20 protein-coding genes are annotated in these 20225 nt (G+C 68.8%); 10 read left to right on the top strand and 10 right to left on the bottom strand.

The genetic code is table 11. The annotated features are described in order from the left end of the window. Positions 1-279: 279 nt before the first annotated feature. From BM115_RS05075 to BM115_RS05065, 3 genes are all read right to left on the bottom strand, one after another. Positions 280-672 (bottom strand): hypothetical protein, encoded by a 393-nt coding sequence (locus tag BM115_RS05075; RefSeq protein WP_092291303.1) that lies wholly within the window; start codon positions 670-672, stop codon positions 280-282. A 148-nt stretch (positions 673-820) separates the two neighbouring features. Then, positions 821-3568: a methionine synthase gene (gene metH, locus BM115_RS05070; protein ID WP_092291301.1), complete on the bottom strand. Its 2748-nt coding sequence runs from the start codon at positions 3566-3568 to the stop codon at positions 821-823. A 37-nt stretch (positions 3569-3605) separates the two neighbouring features. Then, entirely contained in the window at positions 3606-4679 is a 1074-nt protein-coding gene (locus BM115_RS05065; protein WP_092291299.1) for a homocysteine S-methyltransferase family protein, read from the bottom strand. 205 nt (positions 4680-4884) lie between these two features. Here BM115_RS05065 and BM115_RS05060 point away from each other — a divergent pair, with 205 nt between their 5' ends. Next, positions 4885-5277: a rhodanese-like domain-containing protein gene (locus BM115_RS05060; RefSeq protein WP_092291297.1), complete on the top strand. Its 393-nt coding sequence runs from the start codon at positions 4885-4887 to the stop codon at positions 5275-5277. An 84-nt stretch (positions 5278-5361) separates the two neighbouring features. Here BM115_RS05060 and BM115_RS05055 read toward each other — a convergent pair whose 3' ends face one another. The 4 genes from BM115_RS05055 to BM115_RS05040 form a co-directional block, all read right to left on the bottom strand. Continuing rightward, positions 5362-5619 carry a BTH_I0359 family protein gene (locus BM115_RS05055; RefSeq protein ID WP_092291295.1) on the bottom strand — a complete coding sequence of 86 codons (258 nt, stop codon included), beginning with the start codon at positions 5617-5619 and terminating at the stop codon, positions 5362-5364. Positions 5620-5859: 240 nt separating this feature from the next. Next, on the bottom strand, positions 5860-6690 hold the full coding sequence (gene pcaD, locus BM115_RS05050) for a 3-oxoadipate enol-lactonase (RefSeq protein WP_092291293.1): 831 nt from the start codon (positions 6688-6690) through the stop codon (positions 5860-5862). Positions 6691-6726: 36 nt separating this feature from the next. Continuing rightward, positions 6727-7737 (bottom strand): DUF3108 domain-containing protein, encoded by a 1011-nt coding sequence (locus BM115_RS05045; RefSeq protein WP_369823456.1) that lies wholly within the window; start codon positions 7735-7737, stop codon positions 6727-6729. A 40-nt stretch (positions 7738-7777) separates the two neighbouring features. Next, a complete protein-coding gene (locus BM115_RS05040) occupies positions 7778-8650 on the bottom strand; it encodes an IclR family transcriptional regulator (RefSeq protein ID WP_092291291.1) in 873 nt (290 codons plus the stop codon). Between the two features lie 114 nt (positions 8651-8764). Between BM115_RS05040 and BM115_RS05035 the strand changes: the two genes are divergently transcribed. The 6 genes from BM115_RS05035 (at position 8765) to rfaE2 (ending at position 14476) form a co-directional block, all read left to right on the top strand. Next, a complete protein-coding gene (locus BM115_RS05035) occupies positions 8765-9745 on the top strand; it encodes a fumarylacetoacetate hydrolase family protein (RefSeq protein WP_092291289.1) in 981 nt (326 codons plus the stop codon). An 88-nt stretch (positions 9746-9833) separates the two neighbouring features. Continuing rightward, the gene (locus BM115_RS05030) at positions 9834-10673 is read left to right on the top strand and encodes an enoyl-CoA hydratase/isomerase family protein (protein WP_092291287.1); all 840 of its coding nucleotides are present in this window, start codon (positions 9834-9836) and stop codon (positions 10671-10673) included. A gap of 59 nt (positions 10674-10732) precedes the next feature. After that, the gene (locus BM115_RS05025) at positions 10733-11626 is read left to right on the top strand and encodes a PhaM family polyhydroxyalkanoate granule multifunctional regulatory protein (RefSeq protein WP_092291285.1); all 894 of its coding nucleotides are present in this window, start codon (positions 10733-10735) and stop codon (positions 11624-11626) included. A 70-nt stretch (positions 11627-11696) separates the two neighbouring features. Next, on the top strand, positions 11697-12887 hold the full coding sequence (locus BM115_RS05020) for a patatin-like phospholipase family protein (protein WP_092292085.1): 1191 nt from the start codon (positions 11697-11699) through the stop codon (positions 12885-12887). Between the two features lie 217 nt (positions 12888-13104). After that, entirely contained in the window at positions 13105-13959 is an 855-nt protein-coding gene (locus BM115_RS05015) for a ferritin family protein (RefSeq protein WP_092291283.1), read from the top strand. Between the two features lie 22 nt (positions 13960-13981). Then, on the top strand, positions 13982-14476 hold the full coding sequence (gene rfaE2 / locus BM115_RS05010) for a D-glycero-beta-D-manno-heptose 1-phosphate adenylyltransferase (RefSeq protein ID WP_092291281.1): 495 nt from the start codon (positions 13982-13984) through the stop codon (positions 14474-14476). A 13-nt stretch (positions 14477-14489) separates the two neighbouring features. Here rfaE2 and BM115_RS05005 read toward each other — a convergent pair whose 3' ends face one another. From BM115_RS05005 to BM115_RS04995, 3 genes are read right to left on the bottom strand one after another with little or no spacing between them, the layout of a single operon-like run. Then, positions 14490-15314, bottom strand: a complete 825-nt coding sequence (locus BM115_RS05005; RefSeq protein ID WP_092291279.1) for an SPOR domain-containing protein — start codon at positions 15312-15314, stop codon at positions 14490-14492. Between the two features lie 45 nt (positions 15315-15359). Continuing rightward, a complete protein-coding gene (locus BM115_RS05000) occupies positions 15360-16190 on the bottom strand; it encodes a type III pantothenate kinase (protein ID WP_092291277.1) in 831 nt (276 codons plus the stop codon). Next, positions 16187-17095, bottom strand: coding sequence for a biotin--[acetyl-CoA-carboxylase] ligase (locus tag BM115_RS04995; protein ID WP_092291275.1), 909 nt, complete (start codon positions 17093-17095; stop codon positions 16187-16189). The genes BM115_RS05000 and BM115_RS04995 overlap by 4 nt, the downstream gene beginning before the upstream one ends. Before the next feature lie 198 nt (positions 17096-17293). Between BM115_RS04995 and BM115_RS04990 the strand changes: the two genes are divergently transcribed. Genes BM115_RS04990 through BM115_RS04980 form a run of 3 tightly spaced genes read left to right on the top strand, consistent with a single transcriptional unit; the run spans position 17294 to position 20204 of the window. Beyond that, positions 17294-18424 (top strand): MlaE family ABC transporter permease, encoded by a 1131-nt coding sequence (locus BM115_RS04990; protein WP_092291273.1) that lies wholly within the window; start codon positions 17294-17296, stop codon positions 18422-18424. Beyond that, entirely contained in the window at positions 18421-19263 is an 843-nt protein-coding gene (locus BM115_RS04985; protein ID WP_092291271.1) for an ABC transporter ATP-binding protein, read from the top strand. The genes BM115_RS04990 and BM115_RS04985 overlap by 4 nt, the downstream gene beginning before the upstream one ends. Continuing rightward, positions 19263-20204, top strand: a complete 942-nt coding sequence (locus BM115_RS04980) for an MlaD family protein (protein ID WP_177219855.1) — start codon at positions 19263-19265, stop codon at positions 20202-20204. Before BM115_RS04985 ends, BM115_RS04980 begins: the two co-directional genes overlap by 1 nt. Positions 20205-20225: the final 21 nt, after the last annotated feature.

Below are 20225 nucleotides of genomic sequence, written 5' to 3'. Positions count from 1 at the left end.
GAAACACGGCCCGCGCCGGTTTCTGCATTGTAGTGCCGGCGCCGCAGCAAATATGTCAGTGTCAGGCTGACATGATGCGCCACGGCACAAGCGTGCTGCACTGCGCCAAATCGGGCGCCCGGCACACAAGTACGTCAAGGCGCCAGAACGCCAGAACGGGCGCCGAAGCGCCCGTTCTGGTCATGCATCCCGCGTCCTGCGCCCCGGCCTGGGGGTGAGGCGGCCTGGAGGGTACCGCCCCGGCCCCGGCCGGACACCGAGCGCTGGGATAGCGATCGACTACTGGATCTTGGTACCGGCGTCCGCCCCCGCCCCGGCATTGGCGCCGAGCGGCGTCACGCCGTCTTTCGACTCGCCCTTCTTGCTCTTGGCCTTGGCGTGGCTGCCCTGCTTGCTCTTCGACTTGGTCTCGGCCTTGGTGCCAGCCTCGGCACCGGCATGGGCGCCGAGGTCCGCCTTGCTGTCGGCGGCCGTCGGCGCGCTCGTCGTGGCGGCGCCACCTTGCGTGCTCAGGCCGCCCGATGCGTTGGCGCCCGCGCTCACACCTGGCGCGTTCACCGAGGCGCCCAGTCCGTTTTGCGCACCGGCGGTGACGCCGGTACCTTGGGCCATCGCCACGGAGGAAGCGGCAGCAATCGACAGGGCGGACAGGGAGATCAGCAGCTTGTTCATGGAAGAGACTCCTATTCTGGAATGCTCCGCGACGAAACATTCGTCGCGGCATTCACGCGGTGTCACGTGAACTGAGGCTCAGTCTAAGGAGTCTTTCCGGCGCGGTCTGTGAGGACTTGTAATGCCCTGTAAGCAGTGGTGAGGCCCGTTACAGGTTCGGCGCGAGCGCGCGTGCCAGCGTGGCGCGGTCTTCGCCACGGCGCGCCACCATGTCGTCGAGCTGGTCCTGGCCGATCTTGCCCACGCTGAAGTACGTGGCGTCCGGATGCGCGAGATAGAAGCCGCTCACCGAGGCCGCCGGCGTCATCGCCAGCGATTCGGTGATGCCCATGCCGATCTCGGCGGCATCGAGGAACTCGAACATCGCGCCCTTGACCGTGTGCTCCGGGCAGGCCGGATAGCCGGGCGCCGGGCGGACACCGGGATACGACTCGGCGATCAGCTCGTCGTTGCTCAGCGTCTCGCCGGCGTTGTAGCCCCACAGGTCCGTCCGCACGCGCGCGTGCAGGCATTCGGCGAAGGCTTCGGCCAACCGGTCGGCCAGCGACTTGAACATGATCGCGCTGTAGTCGTCGTGGTCGGCCTCGAACTGGGCCTCCTTCTTGTCCACGCCAATGCCGGCCGTGACCGCGAACAGGCCGATGTAGTCGGCCACGCCGCTGTCCTTCGGGGCGATGAAGTCCGCCAGGCAGCGGTTGGGGCGGCGCACGCCGTCCACCACCGGGCGCTCGCTCTGCTGGCGCAGGTTGTGCCAGGTCAGGGCGACCTTGGTGCGGGTCTCGTCGGTGTAGATCTCGATGTCGTCGTCGTTGACCGTGTTGGCCGGCAGCAGCGCCATCACGCCGTTGGCAGTCAGCCAGCGGCCCTGGATCAGGCGGGCCAGCATGCTCTTGCCGTCCGAGAACACGCGGCGGGCAGACTCGCCCACGATCTCGTCGTTGAGGATGTCCGGGAATTTTCCGGCGAGGTCCCAGGTCTGGAAGAACGGACCCCAGTCGATGTAGTTCGCCAGTTCGGCGAGGTCGTAGTTGCGGAACACGCGACGGCCGATGAACTTCGGCTTCGGCGCGACGTAGCCGCTCCAGTCCACCGGCGTCTTGTTGGCGCGTGCCTGGGCCAGCGTCACCATCGGCGTGGCCTTCTTGCCGGCGTGCTGGGTGCGGATGCGGTCGTAGTCGACGCGCAGGTCATCCAGGTATTTCTTGGCGCCTTCGTCCGACAGCAGGCTGGAGGCCACGCTGACCGAGCGCGAGGCATCGGGCACGTAGACCACCGGGCCTTCGTAGTGCGGGGCGATCTTGACCGCCGTGTGCACGCGCGAGGTGGTGGCGCCGCCAATCAGCAGCGGAATCTTCTTGATGCGGAAGTAGTCGTCACGCTGCATCTCGGACGCCACATAGGCCATTTCCTCGAGCGACGGGGTGATCAGGCCGGACAGCCCGACGATGTCGGCGCCCTCGACCTTGGCCCGCGCCAGGATCTCGTTGCAGGGCACCATCACGCCCATGTTCACGACTTCGAAGTTGTTGCACTGAAGCACCACCGACACGATGTTCTTGCCGATGTCATGCACATCGCCCTTCACCGTGGCGATGACGATCTTGCCGCGCGCGCGCACGTCGCCGCCGGCCTCGGCCACCAGGCGCTTCTCTTCCTCGATGAACGGCAGCAGGTGCGCCACGGCCTGTTTCATCACCCGCGCGCTCTTGACCACCTGCGGCAGGAACATCTTGCCGGCGCCGAACAGGTCGCCGACCACGTTCATGCCGTCCATCAGCGGCCCTTCGATCACCTCGATGGGGCGACCGCCGCGCGCGAAGATCTCCTGGCGCGCCTCCTCGGTGTCCTCGACGATGAAGTTGGTGATGCCGTGCACCAGCGCGTGCGCCAGCCGCGCGGCCACCGTCACCGGCTGCTCGGGCGTGCCGCGCCAGGCCAGGTTCTCTTCCCGCTTGGCGCCGCCGCCCTTGAAGCGGTCGGCGATTTCCAGCAGGCGGTCGGTGGCATCGTCGCGGCGGTTCAGCACCACGTCTTCCACGCGCTCGCGCAGTTCCGGGTCGAGCTGGTCGTACACGCCGAGCTGGCCGGCGTTGACGATGCCCATGTCCATGCCCGCCGCGATGGCGTGGTACAGGAACACGGTGTGGATGGCCTCGCGCACCAGGTCGTTGCCGCGGAACGAGAACGAGACGTTCGAGACGCCGCCGCTCACCTTCGCGTACGGCAGGTTCTGCTTGATCCAGCGCGTGGCCTCGATGAAGTCCACCGCGTAGTTGTTGTGCTCCTCGATGCCCGTGGCCACCGCGAAGATGTTCGGGTCGAAGATGATGTCCTCGGGCGGGAAGCCCAGCTCGTTCACCAGCAGGTCGTAGCTGCGCTTGCAGATCTCGGTCTTGCGCGCGAAGGTGTCGGCCTGGCCCTTCTCGTCGAACGCCATCACCACGCTGGCGGCGCCGTAGCGGCGGATCAGCCCGGCGTGGTGGCGGAACTGCTCCTCGCCTTCCTTGAGCGAGATCGAGTTCACCACCGCCTTGCCCTGCACGCATTGCAGGCCGGCCTCGATCACCTCCCACTTGGACGAGTCGATCATGATCGGCACCCGCGCGATGTCCGGCTCGGAGGCAATCAGGTTCATGAAGCGCACCATCGCCGCCTTCGAATCCAGCATGGCCTCGTCCATGTTGATGTCGATGATCTGCGCGCCGTTCTCCACCTGCTGGCGGGCCACGGCCAGCGCCTCGTCGAACTGGCCGTTCAGGATCATGCGCGCGAACGCCTTGGAGCCGGTGACGTTGGTACGCTCGCCCACGTTGACGAACAGCGTGTCGTCGTCGATGGTGAACGGCTCCAGGCCGGAGAGGCGCATCGGACGCGGGGGCAGGTTTTGCTGGCTCATGGGAAGGCTATGTGTCTTGTGTGGGGCGGGCGATGGATCAGGCTGCCGTGGTGGCAGTTGCGGTGTCGTCGCGGTACTGGCCGGGCCAGGCGCGCGGCGCCTTGTTGGCCACGCGCGCGGCGATGGCGGCGATGTGCTCGGGCGTGGTGCCGCAGCAGCCGCCCACCAGGTTCACCAGCCCGGACGCGGCGAATTCCTCCACCAGCGACGAGGTGACCTCGGGCGTTTCATCGAAGCCGGTGTCGCTCATCGGGTTGGGCAGGCCGGCGTTCGGGTAGCAGGACACCGCGGCATCGCACACCTTGGCCAGTTCGGCGATGTACGGGCGCATCAGCGTGGCGCCCAGCGCGCAGTTCAGGCCGAAGGTGATCGGCCGGGCGTGGCGCAGGCTGTTCCAGAACGCCTCGACGGTCTGGCCGGACAGGATGCGCCCCGAGGCGTCGGTCACGGTGCCGGAGATCATCACGGGCACGCGCTCGCCGGTGTCCTCGAACAACTGGTCGATGGCGAACAGCGCGGCCTTGGCGTTCAGCGTGTCGAAGATCGTCTCGACCAGGAACACGTCGGCGCCGCCCTCGAGCAGCGCCTTGCCCTGCTCGTAGTAGGAATGGCGCAGTTCCTCGAACGTGACGTTGCGCGCGCCGGGGTCGTTCACGTCCGGGCTGATGCTGGCGGTCTTCGGCGTGGGGCCGAAGGCGCCGGCCACGAAGCGCGGCTTCTCCGGCGTGCTGAACTTGTCGCAGGCGGCGCGCGCCAGGCGGGCGGCCTCGACGTTCATCTCGTAGGCCAGATCGGCCATCTTGTAGTCTTCCTGCGCCACGCGCGTGGCCCCGAACGTGTTGGTCTCGATCAGGTCCGCGCCGGCGGCGAGGTATTGCTCGTGGATCTCGCTGATGACGTCCGGGCGCGTCAGCAGCAGCAGCTCGTTGTTGCCCTTCACGTCGATGCGATGGTCCACGAAGCGCGCGCCGCGGTAGTCGGCCTCGCCAAGCTTGTAGCGCTGGATCATGGTGCCCATGGCGCCGTCCAGGATCAGGATGCGGTCGCGCAGCAACCGGGGCAGGTTGGCGGCCCGCGTGTACGGACGGACAGGTGTGGGAGTGGCGCTCATGACGGGGCTGGGGGCGGAAGACTGCCGAATTTTGGGTAAGAGCGGGATTTTATCAGGGTGATCAAGGCATTGCGGGCAGAAAGGACATCGGAATCCCCGCTATTCCGCGCCGCACCCGGGTTGTCAGTGCCGGGCGTGGCCGCCTACACTGGGAGACGTAATCGCCACCGCACATGTTCCTAACCCGCCCCAACCGGCCATCCGCATGCAACACCTGAGTCCCGCCGACGCCCGCGCCCTGCTCGACAACGCCCCCGATGCGCTGTTCATCGACTGCCGCAGCGAGATGGAATACCTGTTCGTCGGCCATCCGCAGGGCGCCCACAACGTGCCCTGGAACGACGGGCCGGACTGGGAGGTGAACCCGCATTTCGTCCAGGCGGTGAAGAAACTGGCCGGCCATGCCTCGGCCCGCCCGGTGCTGCTGATCTGCCGCAGCGGCAACCGCTCCACGGCGGCGGCGCGTGCGCTGGAAGGCGCCGGCTTCACCACGGTGTACAACGTCCTGCACGGCTTCGAGGGCGACCTGGACCCGCAGCGGCATCGCAATACCCTGAATGGCTGGCGCCACGACGGGCTGCCGTGGGAACAGTACTGACAACGCCGCTGACCCGCCCCCACCATGAAAAACGCCCGCTTGCGCGGGCGTCGTCGTATCGCGGTGTGGCAGACGGTGCCGGGATCAGTGCATGACCAGCGGGTTGTTCATCACCGTATCGAACTTGCCGAGGAATTCATCCACCTCTTCCACGGATGGCTCGCTCTCGATCAGACGCGTCACGTCGGCGCGGAAGGTCTCGGCCATATGGCCACCGAGGAAAATTTCGCGTTTCAGGTTCTTGTCGACGATTTCGTAGCCGCCCGAGGCAAGGGGCGCATGCTCGACATCTGCTCCAAACTCGACAATGCAGTAATTGTCGCTGTTGTAGATCATTTGCATTGCGCTACCTCCTGGCGTCATGGTTGGCGACAATCCCGCGGATTATTGCGGTTTCCGGCGTAAACCGGCGTGAATGCCGCGATTTCACCTCCAAGCTGAGGGTAGTCGTCCGTAATTCAAGTTCTGCTGCCGGACGAAACCTTGCGTGCAATTGCTGCCCTCCTAGGTTGGGCATCGGCGCCGCACGCAAGTTTCTTGAGCGCCGAGCAGTTCTGTATTCCAAAATCTTTCAGCTTCTTACTACGGCACGTCGCATTGACCGCCACATGCCGCATTGCCGAGGAACGCATCGAACACCGCGAAAAAGCGTTCCGGCTGTTCCAGGAACGGCAAGTGCGCGGCCTCGGGCAATACCTCGAGCTTCGCACCGTGGATCTTGCTGGCAATGGATTGCGCCATCGAAACGGGCGCACCCTCGTCGTTTTCGCCCACGATCACCAACGTGGGGCAATGAATCCGGCCGATGGCCTCCGAGAGGTCGAAGGCCACGATGGCTTGCGCCACCCCGACGTAGCCTTCCACCGGCGTCCCCAGGAGCATCCTGCGGATCCTCTCGACCGGCTCCGGATGCGCTTCCCGGAATCCGGCCGTCAACCACCGCGCCAGCGTGGCGTTGACCATGCCCGCCATGCCATGGGCCTCGGCCTGGCCGATGCGGTTGGCCCACATCGGGTGCGCCGTCATCGGCGTATGGTCGTGCGTGTCGACCAGCGTCAGCGACAGCAGCCGCTCCGCATGCCGCACGCCGAGCGTCTGCCCGATCATGCCGCCCACCGACACCCCGCAGAAATGCGCCTGCGGTATCTCGAGGGCGTCCATCAGCGCGGCCACGTCATCGGCCAGTCGCGCCATCGTATAAGACCCGATCGGGGCATCGCTGCCGCCATGGCCGCGCAGGTCGTACCTCAGTATGCGATAACGGGGCGCCAGATGCTGCACCGTGTCGTCCCAGAGCGACAGATTCGCCCCCAACGCGTGCGCCAACACCACCCACGGGCCGTCCGAACCATCGATGCGGACTTGCAGGTCCACGTCGCCAGTGCGTATGCGTCGGGGGGTCGTGTCAGCCATATGTCGGTCTCCGGGGTGTCACAGCACGAATCATTCTCATCGTCCCTCAGTACTACGATAGACGAGATCAATCTGTGTGCCATCGGGTTCCGTCTGACGGAGGCGCGCCGGCAGCCATTTCAGCGCCGGCGCCAGCCACACTTCCACGCGCCGTTTATCGCCCGGATGCCGTGGCAGGCGCACGAAGTGCTTCGTCGTGACCATGCCGTGCACGCCGATCTCGATGGTCTCCTCGCCCACGTATTGCACCTGCATCGGCTCCACCTCGCGGGTATCGGCCACATTGAAGGTGTCCGTCACGCCCGGCGCGGCATAGCGCTGGGGGTCGGCGGCGACCCATCCGACCAGTTGCAGGAACACGCTGAAGCGGTCCTGGAAGTTCTGCGGCATCGGCACCTGGCCGCCACGCGTTTCAAACACGATTTGCCCGGCGGCCGGGTCGAAGCGCGCCACTTCCTTCTTGCTGCGGCGGGCTTCCTCGTAGCGCAGCGGGGTCAGCCCGCCCGGCCCCATCTGGCCGGCGCTCTGGAACACGAAGCGGAACCACAGCACGCGCGTCTCCACCACCAACCGGTAGTGGCCGCCGTCCTGCTCCCAACGGATCAGGCCGTCCGGGTTCTGCACGCCGTTGACGTAGCTCGAGTAATGCATGGTGGCCGAGGGCGGCGGGCTGTACTGGGGCGATGCCGGCGCGGGCGGGGCCGGGGGGGCCGGCGCGGCGGTGGCGGTGGCGGTGGCGCCGGCTGGCGCGGCACCCTCCCCGCCGGTGCCGGTCACGGCGCCGGTCTCGCCGGACGGCGTCGTGGCCAGGTCCGGCGCCGCCTGGGGCTCGGCCGGGGCGGGCTGGGGCTGCGGGGCAGGCTGGGTCTTGGGCACCGGGCGGGGCCGGGGGCGCGGGGCCGGGGCAGGCGGGGCGGGCGGCGGCAGCAGCATCGCCTCCATCGATGGCGGAATGCTGATCTCGGGCAAGCCCGGCAGCGGCATGCGCAGCAGCCCGAGCAGCACCAGCAGGTGCGCAATCACCACGCACGCCACGACCGCGATCACCGCGACCCAGCGCCGCCTGAGTCGCCTGCGTGGCTTCGTGCTATCGCGAGGGGTGGCCGGCGGGTCCGGCCGAGTGGCTTGCGCCAAGGTATCCGAGTTCCGAAGAGATCTGTCGGGCGATGTCCCGCACGCGGCGGTCCACCGAACCGCCCCATTCTGCATCGAATACGCGCTGCGCGCCGAGCACAATCAGCGCCATCGACAAATGCCCGTTGGCGTCGAACACCGGCAGCGAGATCGCGTTGATGCCCGGCAGCACGCCGCCGCGCGTGCGCGCCGCGCCCTGGGCGCGCACTTCGGCGCAGATCGCGTCGTAGTCGGCCAGCGAGGCGGGCATGTCCGGCAGCGGCGTGGCGCCGCGCGTAGCGAATTCCCGTTCGATCAGCGGCAGCGTCTGGCGCCGCGACAGGTAGGCGCCATACAGCCGCCCCGTGGCCGAGTTCAGCATCGGCATGACATCGCCCAGCCGCAGGCTCACGCTGACCGGATGGCTCGATTCTTCCCAATGGACGATGGTCGGCCCGTGGTTGCCCCACACGGCGATGCCGACGGTCTGGTCGATCTCGTCGCGCAACTGGGACAGCACCGGCCGCGCCTTGCGCACCGGATCGAGCCGGTTCAGCCCCGCCAGACCCAGTTGCAGCGCGAACGGCCCGAGGTCGTAGCGCCCGCTCACGGCGTCCTGCGCCACCGCGCCAAGGCGCTGGAAGCTCACCAGGTACCGGTGGGCCTTGGCCGGCGGCATGTCGGCGGCGGCGGCCAGGTCGCGCAGCATCATCGCGCGCGGCGAGGCCGCCAGCGCCTGGAGCAGCCGGAAGCCGACCTCGATCGACTGGATACCCGCGCGCTTGCCATCGTCCTCATTGGAAGGATCGGCGGCGTCATCGAGGCGGGAATCGTCGGGTGCGGTCATGCGGGGCGAAGGTGGAAGCGGCGTTGCCGGCCATTCTATACGGCAGCCGGCGGCCCGGCGCCCCGGGTCCGGTAGACTACCGGCCACCGCACATCGACGATTGCCCGCACCCCCATGAAACTCGCAACCCTGAAGGACGGTTCGCGCGACGGCCAGCTCGTGGTCGTCTCCCGCGACCTCAAGACCGCGCACTTCGCCACCGACATCGCCGGCACGCTGCAGCGCGCGCTCGACGACTGGGCTTTCCACGCCCCCCAGCTCCAGGACCTCTACGATGCCCTGAACGCCGGCCGCGCCCGCCACCCGTTCCCGTTCCAGCCGAAGGACTGCATGGCGCCGCTGCCGCGCGCCTACCAGTGGGCCGACGGCTCGGCCTACGTCAACCATGTGGAACTGGTGCGCAAGGCGCGGGGCGCCGAGATGCCGCCCGAGTTCTGGACCGATCCGCTGATGTACCAGGGCGGCTCGGACGACTTCCTCGGCCCGCAGGACGACATCGTCTGCGCCAGCGAGGCGTTCGGCATCGACTTCGAGGCCGAGGTGGCCGTGATTACCGGCGACGTGCGCATGGGCGCCACGCCCGAGCAGGCCGGCGAAGGCATCCGCCTGGTGATGCTGGCCAACGATGTCTCGCTGCGCAACCTGATTCCGGCCGAACTGGGCAAGGGCTTCGGCTTCTTCCAGAGCAAGCCGGCCACGGCGTTCTCGCCGGTGGCCATCACGCCGGACGAACTGGGCGAAGCCTGGCACGACCGCAAGGTGCACCGGCCGCTGACCGTGCACTGGAACAGCAAGAAGGTGGGCGCGCCCGACTGCGGCACCGACATGGTGTTCGACTTCGGCCAGCTCATCGCGCACATCTGCAAGACGCGGAACGTGCGCGCGGGCAGCATCGTCGGCTCGGGCACCATCTCGAACGTGGACCGGAGCAAGGGCTACTGCTGCATCGCCGAGCAACGCATGATCGAGACCATCGAGGGCGGCCAGCCGGTCACCGCGTTCATGAAATATGGCGATGCGGTGCGCATCGAGATGCTCGACGCCCAGGGCCAGTCGATCTTCGGCGCCATCGACCAGCTCGTGGCGCCGCGCTGACGCGCAATGTGCCTATAATTGTCCGACCGACCGGTCGGACAATTGATCCCATGCCGGCGGAACCCTCCCTTGCCACGGAAGCCGCCCCATGACCGCAGAGACCCCCGAGACCCCGGACACCACCCTCTCCCCGCGCCTGGCGCGCTACGCGTCGCTGACGCTGCGCCGCCACGGCCCCGTGCTAGAGGTCATCATGGGCGCGGCGCAGTCCGCCAACCAGAAGCTGGCCACCGCCGACGCCGGCATGCACCGCGAGCTGGCCGAGATCTGGCGCGACATTTCCGCCGATCCGGACATCCGCGTCGCCATCATCCGGGGCGAAGGGCGCGGCTTCTCGGCTGGCGGCGACCTGTCCCTGGTCGAGGAGATGGCCAACGACTTCGCCACCCGCACGCGGGTCTGGCACGAAGCGCGCGACCTGGTCTACAACGTCATCAATTGCGACAAACCCATCGTCTCGGCCATGCACGGCCCGGCCGTGGGCGCCGGGCTGGTGGCGGGGCTGCTGGCCGACATCTCGATTGCGGCCAAGACCGCGCGGATCGTCGACGGCCATACCCGGCTCGGGGTGGCGGCGGGCGATCACGCCGCCATCGTGTGGCCGTTGCTGTGCGGAATGGCCAAGGCCAAGTACTATCTGATGCTGTGCGAGTCGCTCAGCGGCGAGGAGGCCGAGCGCATTGGCCTGGTATCGCTGGCAGTGGACGAAGACCAGCTGGTGGCCAAGGCGTTCGAGGTGGCGAACCGGCTCGCGACGGGGTCCCAGACGGCCATCCGCTGGACCAAGTACGCGCTGAACAACTGGCTGCGCATGGCCGGCCCGGCGTTCGATACCTCGCTGGCACTCGAATTCATGGGCTTTGGCGGCCCCGACGTACATGAAGGCATGGCGAGCCTGCGCCAGAAGCGGCCGCCTGAATTCCAGTAACCGGCCAGCCAAGGTGGAATGATCGGCCCTGGCGGCCCCCCCACGGAGAGCGCGCGACCATGTTCGGACAGATCCCCGATTTCACCAATGGCTTCGAATTCCTGCGCCGCATCTGGAGCGCCGGCGGCAGCCTGCCGGGCGGCGGCATGATGCCCGGCCTGAGCGCGATGACCCCGCCGATGGACCTCGACGAGGTCGACAAGCGCATCCACGACCTGAAGGCTGTGGAAGGCTGGCTGCAACTGAACGCGAGCCTGCTGCGCACCACCATCCAGGGGCTGGAGGTACAGCGCGCCACGCTGGTGGCCTTGCAAACCTTCGGCAACGCGCTCTCCCCGGAAGCCATGCAGACGGCGATGGAGAACGTGGCGCGCGCGGCCAACGCGCCGAGCACCTCGCCGCCGCACCCGTTCCGTCCGTCCCCCGCCTCCGAGACCGTCTCCGAAGCGGAAGCCGACGCGGCCAATGCCGAGGACGACGAGGACTTCGACGCGCCGCCTGAAGTGACCGCCGGAGCCGCCGAGGGCGAGGAACCCGAAGCCGCCCCATCGCCCGAATCCGCCGGTCCCGCCCCACTGCCGCCCAACGCGAGCCTGTGGTGGGACCTGCTCCAGCAACAGTTCAGCCAGATCGCAGGCAGCGCGACGGCGGCCACCGCAGCGCCGTTCGGCAACCTGGGCGGATTCGGCGCGATGGGTGGCATGGGTGGGACGGCCGCCCCGGGCGCGGAGGGCGTGGCGCCCGCCGCACGGGACAATCCTGCCCCGAACGGCAAGGCAAGCCCGAAGCCGGCGGCCAAGCGCGCGGCGGCGAAGAAGCCCGCCGCGAAGAAGGCTGCCACCAAGGCTGCGAAGCCCGCCACCAAGACGTCCGCCACGAAAAAGCCGTCGACCAAAAAGCCCGCCGCGAAGGCACCCGCCGCGCCGGGCACCCCCAAGGACAGCGTCGAGTGAGCCGCCTGTGAGCGTCACGCACGCCGACCCGGCCCTCCGCGCCAGCCAGCGCCAGCGCACGGCGCTGGTCATGATGGGCGGCGGCGCGCGGGCGGCCTACCAGGCCGGCGTACTGGCCGGCATCGCCCGCATCGCCACGCGGCATGGGCTCGGGCATTGCCCGTTGCCGTTCGGCATCGTCACCGGCACCTCGGCCGGGGCGATCAACGGCGCCGGCATGGCGGTGGGCGCCGCGGACTTCCAGGCCGCCACCGACCGCCTCGCCGCGCTCTGGCACGGCATTCATGCCGATGACGTCTATCGCACCGGCGTGCTGGGCGTGGGTGCCTCGGGCGCGCGCTGGCTCTCGTCGCTGGCGTTCGGCTGGATCACCCGCCAGGCCCCGCGCGCGCTGTTCGACAGCGCCCCGCTCGACAGCTTCCTGACCGAGCTGTTCGAACCCGGCCGCGTGCAGGCCAGCCTGGACGCCGGCGTGCTCCAGGCCTTCGCCGTGACCGCGCTGTCGTACAGCACCGGCCGCCATGTCACGTTCTACCAGTCGCACCGGCGCATCCACCCGTGGCAGCGCAACCAGCGGCTGGCCGTGGAAGCGCCGATTGGCGTGGACCACCTGCTCGCTTCCTCATCGATTCCGTTCCTGTTCCCGGCCGTGCCGCTCGAGATCGAAGGTCATCACGAGTGGTTCGGCGACGGCACGATGCGCCAGATGTCACCGCTTTCGCCGGCCATCCACCTCGGCGCGTCGCGCATCCTGGCCATCGGCGCGGCGTCGCGCCCGCGGCCGGGCTGGTTCGATACCGTGCCGTCCGGCGGCTATCCGTCGCTCGCGCAGGTGGGCGGGCAGGCGCTGGCCAGCATCTTCCTCGATGGCCTGCAGGCCGACATCGAGCGGCTGATGCACATCAACCGGCTGCTCGCGCGCATGCCCGAGGCTGCCGGCGAGACCGACGGCTGGCGCCCGGTGGAAGTCATGACGATTTCTCCGAGCGAACCGATCGAGTCCATCGCCGCCCAGCATGTGCACCGGCTGCCGCGCACGGTGCGCGCGATGCTCGCCCCGCTCGGCGGTACCGAGGCGCGCGGCGCCGCGTTCGCGAGCTACCTGCTGTTCGAGCCCGAATTCACCCAGGCCCTGCTGGCGCTGGGCGAGCGCGATGCCGCAGCGGAGGCGGACGGCATCGCGGCCTTCCTCTATGGCGTGGTGCCCGAAACCGGCCACGCCACCGCGCGCGCCACCGATCCCGCGCTGACGCCCTACTAGCCCCCTGAGCAGCCGTCCCGGCGTCGCTTTTCGGCCTCTCAGGTCGCAATTCGTCCACTTTCCTGGGGCCAGCCCCGCTGGTTCCTCAGCCGGCACAGCGCAAGAAAAGGGCAACGTCTGTTGCAATCCCTAGTAATCGCACTAAAAAGGAACTAGAGAAAAGATTCGAGAATAATTCCCATCTGGTAGAATCCGCCCGTAATTTCAAAGGCTTACCATGCTCTACCCCGAACTGTTCAAATCATTGGAATCGGTCCGCTGGCACATGGACAAGGACATCCCCTGGGATTCCTTCGACCCCAGCCTGCTGACGGACGACCAGGCGAAGACCATCCGCATGAATGCCATCACCGAATGGTCCGCCCTGCCGGCCACGGAGATGTTCCTGCGCGATAACCGCCACGATTCCGACTTTTCGGCGTTCATGAGCATCTGGTTCTTCGAGGAACAGAAGCACTCGCTGGTGCTGATGGAGTACCTGCGCCGCTTCCGCCCGGACCTCGTGCCGACGGAAGAAGAACTGCATGCCGTGCGCTTCGAGTTCGATCCGGCCCCGCCGCTGGAGACACTCATGCTGCACTTCTGCGGCGAGATTCGCCTGAACCACTGGTATCGCCGTGCTGCCGAATGGCACACCGAGCCGGTGATCAAGCACATCTACCGCACGCTGTCGCAGGACGAAGCCCGCCATGGCGGCGCCTACCTGCGCTATATGAAGAAGTACCTGGCGCAGTTCGGCGACTCCGCGCGCGCCGCCTTCGCCAAGATCGGCGTGCTGATGGCTTCGGCCCGCCGCACGGAAAAGCCGCTCCACCCGACCAACCTGCACGTGAACAAGGCGTTGTTCCCCAACGACACCGTGCAGTCCCGCCTGCCGGACCCGGACTGGCTCGAGCACTGGCTCGACGAGCAGATCCGCTTCGACGAAGTGTGGGAAAAGAAGGTGATCGAGCGCATCCTGCACAACATGTCGCTGCTGTTCGAACGCACGTTCGACACCGTGCAGGAACTGAACCGCTACCGCAAGGAACTGAACGCCAGCCTCGTGGCAGCAGGCCAGCAACCGGCCTGATCCCCGCGACCCACGCCGTTCAATGACCGCTCCCGCTTTCGAATCGAAGCTCGTTCCCGCTGACGACGCGGCCGCGCTGCGCGCCGCCGTGGCCGCCCTGCCGCGCCCGCTGGTCTTCACCAACGGCGTGTTCGACATCATGCACCGTGGCCACGCCACCTACCTCGCGCAGGCGCGCGAGCTGGGCGCGGCGCTGATCGTGGGCGTGAATAGCGACGGTTCGGTGAAGATGCTGGGCAAGGGCGATGACCGCCCGCTGAACCATGAGTCGGACCGCATGGCGCTGCTCGCAGCGCTGACCTCGGTCGATCTGGTGGCGATGTTCCGCGAAAAGACGCCAGTGGAGCTGATCCGCCTGGTGCGCCCCGACATCTATGTGAAGGGCGGCGACTACGACATCGACACCCTCGAGGAAACCCGCCTCGTCCGTAGCTGGGGCGGCCAGGCCTACGCCATCCCCTTCCTGCACGACCGCTCCACCACCAAGCTGCTGACCAAGGTGCGCCAGCAGGGCTGATCAGCCTCGCTGTTCAACCTTCGGCGCCCGATCCGGGCTGTTTCGCGCCGCGCGCCTGCGTGCCGGCGCGGCACGCCTGGAGCGACTCCGCGCCATACCGCAGGCGCACTTCATCCATCCTTGCCCGCACCGCATCGTCCGAGGACGTCACGCGCAGCCATTGGCGCGCTACCGGCCGCGGCGCGTCCGTAATCAGCGCCGTGCGCACGCCCTGGGCGCGCAGGGATTCGAGGAAGCGGTCGGCGCGCTCGCGCTCCCGGAACAGCCCCAGCGACACGGTATAAGACGCCGACGACGCCTCATCGTCCTCGTTGCTCACCACGGACACATCGGTCACCTTGCGGCGCTTCAGCTCCGCCAGCTTGCGGTCGGCGTTCTCGCGCGTGGGCTGGGCCGGCAGGTGGACCCACCAGCGCACCTGTTCGGTCCGTTCGAACTGCTGCACCGGCAGCGAAGCCCCGGCGGCGATGGCGGCGAGGTCTTCACGCGCCCGCGCCACGGTCTGGGCCGAGAAACCGCCGATCTCGAAGCAGGCATCGGCGCGCGGGGCCGGCTGGGCCACGGCCAGCGAGACCGTGCCGGCGGGGGTGGGCGTCAGCGCGCCGCGCGGGGAGCCTGCCGGAGCGCCCGGGGCCGGGCGTACAGTGGCGGTATCGGCAGGCGGCTCAAGCCGCATCCGCTCGCCGCGCACCTGCTGGGACACCCGCTGCGGCTCGCGCGGGCTTTCCATCCAGCCAGCCAGCGGGTCCGGGCCGAACCCGCCCAGCACGGCGGCCAGCAGCAGCGCGTTGACGAGCAGCAGGATCAGCAGCAGGGCGGTCGGGCCTTTCTGGGACATGGAAGACGGTTCGGTTGGGCGATGCAAGATCGCCTGGCGGCTGCCTCAGGCCCCGGTGGCCATCGCGTGCAGTCCAAGCAGCACGAGATTATCGTGCATCTCGAACGGCATCGCGAGTGCGCCGGAGAGCGCCTGTCGCGCCCCGCCCGAAAGCAGGCAGCGCACCGGCCCGCGTTCGGCCAGCGCCCGCCAGGAGCGCTCCACGGCGCCAGCCTGGGCGGCCAGACAGCCGGCGGCAATGGCGTCGTGAGTGTTGTCAGCGCCCAACGCTCGCACCGCCCGCGCGGCGCCCGCGCCGGTGTCGAGCACGTCGAGCGCCGGCAGTTGGGCCGTGTTGCGGGCCAGCGAGCCGAGCATCAGCGCCACCCCGGGCAGGATCAGCCCGCCCTCGAAGCGTGCCCCGCCATCGGCCTGCGTGGTGACGATGTCCAGCGTGGTGGCCGTGCCGGCCGTGACGATCAGCAGCGTCTCGCCGGGCAGCCAGCGATGCGCGCCGATGCTGCCGACCCAGCGGTCCACACCCAGTTGCGTGGGTTCGCGGTAGCCGTTGGCGAGGTCGCCGTGGGCGGCCGTGGTGCGTACCCATTGCAGCGTGGGGGCGGCCCCGAAGGCGTCGGCCAGCGTCGCCGCCACTGCCTTGCCAATCGCCGCCCCGGCCACATTGGCGATCCAGACCGACGGCACGCCGCCATCCGCCAGCCCCCGCCATGTGCCGACCAGCGCCGCCAGTTCCGCCGGCGCGGCGTGCGTGGCGGCGCCCGCGTGGCGCCACGGGGTGGGCAGGGTGCCGGCCGGCGCGGTCGCGTCGGTGTCGTCCGTGCTCCACGCCCACTTGAGCCGGGTATTGCCGATATCTATCAGCAGGCGCGCGCTCATGCCGCCGCTCCGCGCAAGGACACCTCGCCGCTGGCGATCCGTTGCAGCCCGTCCGCCGTCTCCAGCAGCAGGTGGCCGTCGCCGTCCACGCCCCGGGCGAGGCCCTCGGCCAGCAGCGTGCCGTCGTGCAGCAGGCGCACCGGCTCGTCGCGGAAGGCATCGCGCGCAGACCAGCGGGCCGCCATCGGCGCGAAGCCTTCGGCCAGGAACACGGCGCGCATCGCCGCCAGCCGGTTCAGCACCGCGCCGAGGATCTCGGTGGGATGGTGGGCGGGGTCGAAGCCCGGCAGCGCCTCGGCCACACCGGCCAGCGGGCGGCCCAGCGCGGCTTCCATACGGGCATCGCGCACCAGGTTCAGGCCGATGCCGATCACGGCCCAGAGCGCGCCGGGCCGCGCCGGCACCGATTCGATCAGGATGCCGGCCAGCTTGCGGCCGTCGATCTGAAGGTCATTGGGCCATTTCAGGCCCACGCGGGTGCCGAGCGCGGGGTTCACGTCCTCGAGCGCCTCCGCCAGCGCCAGTCCCACGGCCAGGCTCAGGCCACTCAGGCGGGCCGGCGGCAGCGCCAGCGGCATGGCCACCGAGAAGGTCAGCCCCGCCTGCCCCTGCCAGGGCCGGCCCTGACGGCCGCGCCCGGCGGTCTGGCGATAGGCCACGCGCACCTGCGCGCGCTCGTCCCCCTCCACCCAGCCCTCCACCCAGCCGGCGCTGCGGCAGGCCTGGGTCAGGTCGGCGTTGGTCGAGCCGGTTTCCTCCACCACCTCCACGGTCCAACCCCGTGCGGGGCCGGTGTCCAGCGCGGTGCGCAGCGCGCCGGCGTCGATGTGCCACGCGGGCAGCGCGGCGGCATCGTCGGCAAGGCTGGGAATGCTGGGGTGGGGGCGGTCGGGAGGCGCGGTCATGCGGGGCGGGTCAGGGTGGCTTGGGGCAGTTAGCCGCGATTGTAGCCGCGTCGCCCGATTTGGCCGGATTGGCCCGATCCCGTGGCTGTCGGACAGCCCCGCGTGGCCGTGTCAGAGGATGCCCGGTCGCCACGTCACGGCCGGTAGCATAGAATCGAGACTCCCCCATCACATCGCCGCCCCCCTTTGGATTCACCCTTGGATCGCCCATCGACGCCGGCCATCGAGATTTCGCGCCAGGACGGAGCCTGCAGCATCGCGCTGCAGGGGGACTGGACCGCACTCGCGCTCGCCGGCTGCCACGAAGCCCGTGGGCTGCGCGCGCAGTTGCACGAATTGACCGAGGCGCCCCAGCACGCCGCGTGGTCGCTGGCCGGGGTGAACCGGCTCGACCATATCGGCGCGCAACTGATCTGGCAGGCCTGGAACAGCAAGATGCCGGCGAACGTCGAACTCAACGACGGCCAGCGCCGCGTGTTCGACCGCATCGCCGCGCTGCGCCGCGACGGCTGGAAGAAGCGCATGGTGGATCGCTTCAACCCGGTCACCATCCTCGGCGCGAGCCTGCTGTCGTTCTTCGCCCAGTTCGCCATCGGGGTGACCATGCTCGGCCAGCTCACCTTCGACCTGCTGCGCTTCGCCCGCGCGCCGCACCGGGGGCCATGGCGCGAGATTTCGGCCAACGTCTATAACGTGGGATACAAGGCGCTGGGCATCACGGCGCTGGTGGGCTTCCTGATCGGCATCGTGCTGTCCTACCTGTCGGCCAACCAGCTGCGCACCTTCGGCGCCAGCACGTTCATCGTCAACATTCTGGGCATGGCCGTGATCCGCGAACTGGGGCCGGTGCTGGCCGCCATCCTGATTGCCGGGCGCTCCGGGTCCGCCATCACCGCGCAGATCGGCGTGATGCGCGTGACCGAGGAACTCGATGCGATGCGGGTGATGGGCATCTCGCACGGCTTCCGGCTGATCATGCCGCGCGTGATCGCGCTGGCCGTGGCCATGCCGCTGCTGGTGGCCTGGACCGACCTGATGGCGCTGCTCGGCGGCATGACCGCCGCCCAGTTCCAGCTTGGCATCAGCTACGCCTTCTTCCTGCGCCAGCTGCCCGAGGCCGTGCCGGTGGCCAACCTCTGGCTCGGGCTGGGCAAGGGCGTGGTGTTCGGCATGCTGATTGCGCTGACGGCCTGCCACTTCGGCCTGCGCATCCGGCCGAACACGCAGAGCCTGGGCGAAGGCACGACAGCCTCGGTGGTCACGTCGATCACCGTGGTCATCATCGCCGACGCCATCTTCGCCATCCTGTTCAAGGACGTAGGCCTATGAACCATCCGGCCAATCCCTCCCCCGCCCGCCGCGAGGCGATCATCGAGGTGCGCGACCTGGTCAAGCGCTACGGCGACAACGTCGTGCATGACCATCTCAACCTTGATGTCTATCGCGGCGAGGTGCTGTCCATCGTGGGCGGCTCCGGCACGGGCAAGACCGTGCTGCTGCGCCAGATCGTGGGGCTGGAGCGGCCCACGTCGGGGACCATCAAGGTCTTCGGCGAAAGCCCCGCCAAGCTCAAGCCGGCGCAGCTGCAGGCGCTGCGCAACCGCTGGGGGCTCCAGTTCCAGCGCGGGGCGCTGTTCTCGGCGTTGTCGGTCATCGACAACATCGCGCTGCCCATGCGCGAGCTGCGCGCGCTGCCGGACAACCTGATCTGCCAGGCCTCGCTGCTCAAGCTGCAACTGGTGGGGCTGTCCGCCAAGGACGCCGACAAGATGCCGGCCGACCTCTCCGGCGGCATGGTCAAGCGCGTGGCGCTGGCCCGCGCGCTGGCGCTGGAGCCGGAACTGGTGTTCCTCGATGAGCCCACGGCCGGCCTGGACCCGATGGCGTCCGACGACTACGTGGACCTGATCCGCGAACTGCGGCGCGAGCTGGGCCTGACCGTGGTGATGATCACCCACGACCTCGACACCCTCGTGGCACTGTCCGACCGCGTGGCCGTGCTGGCCGACCGCAAGGTGCTGGCCGCCGCCCCGATCCCCGAACTGGTGAAGGTGGACCACCCCTTCATTCGCGAATACTTCCTGGGCGACCGCGCCCAGCGCGCGTTGCAGGCCCTGCCGGCCCCGACCCGGCCCGACGCGCCGCGCCCCCCTTCCGGAGACACCTGATGGAAAACAAGTCAAACGCCTTCCTTGCCGGCGTTTTCACCATCGGACTGGCCGTGCTGGTGCTGTTCTCGCTGTTCTGGTTCAGTTCCGACCACGCGGTGCGCGTGCCGTACGACCTCATCACCCGCTCCACGGTGAACGGCCTCGGGCCGCAGGCCGATGTGAAGTATCGGGGGCTCGACGTGGGCAAGGTGGTGTCGATCAAGTTCGATCCGCAGGTGCCGGGGCAGATCATCGTGCGCATCAGCGTGAACCAGGACACGCCGATCACCCGCACGACGTACGCCACGCTGGGCTTCCAGGGCGTGACCGGGATCGCCTACGTGCAGCTCGATGACACCGCGCGCGAGGCCGGCAACGACAAGGCGTCGCCGCCGCTGCCCACCTCGGCGCGGGCGCCGGCGCGCATCGCCATGCGGCCGGGCTTCTTCGAGGAACTGGAGAAGCGTGGCGACTCGCTGCTGACGCAGACCGAGACGCTGATGTCCTCGCTCAACGAGATGTTCCAGACCACCAACCGCGACGAGCTGATGGCCGCCATCCGCTCCGTGCACAAGACGGCCGAGGATTACTCGAAGCTGTCCGCCTCGCTCCAGCCGGCCGCCGCCAAGCTGCCGCAGGCGGTGGATAACCTCAACGCCACGCTGGTCTCCACGCGGCGCCTGGCGGACGAGCTGGCCAGCCCCAACGGCACGGTCTTGCGCACGGTCAACGGCGTGGGCACCAACCTCCAGGGCGCGGCGGACTCGGTGCAGTCGGCCGCCGGCATCCTGAGCGAGGAAACCCTGCCGCAACTGAACGGTCTGGCGCGCGACGCCCGCCAGACCGCGCGCACCATCGACCGCGCCGCCGGCACCTTCAACGACCGGCCCAGCAGCGTGCTGTTCGGCGGCCCCTCGCCCACGCCGGGCCCGGGCGAAGCGGGGTTCAGCGCGCCATGATCATCGACCATCGCCCTGCCC

It is taken from the genome of Cupriavidus sp. OV096 (assembly GCF_900115455.1).
Classification (GTDB): Bacteria; Pseudomonadota; Gammaproteobacteria; order Burkholderiales; family Burkholderiaceae; genus Cupriavidus.
The sequence above is the reverse complement of the archived record's forward strand: the minus strand, read 5'-3'. Positions and strand labels throughout refer to the sequence as shown.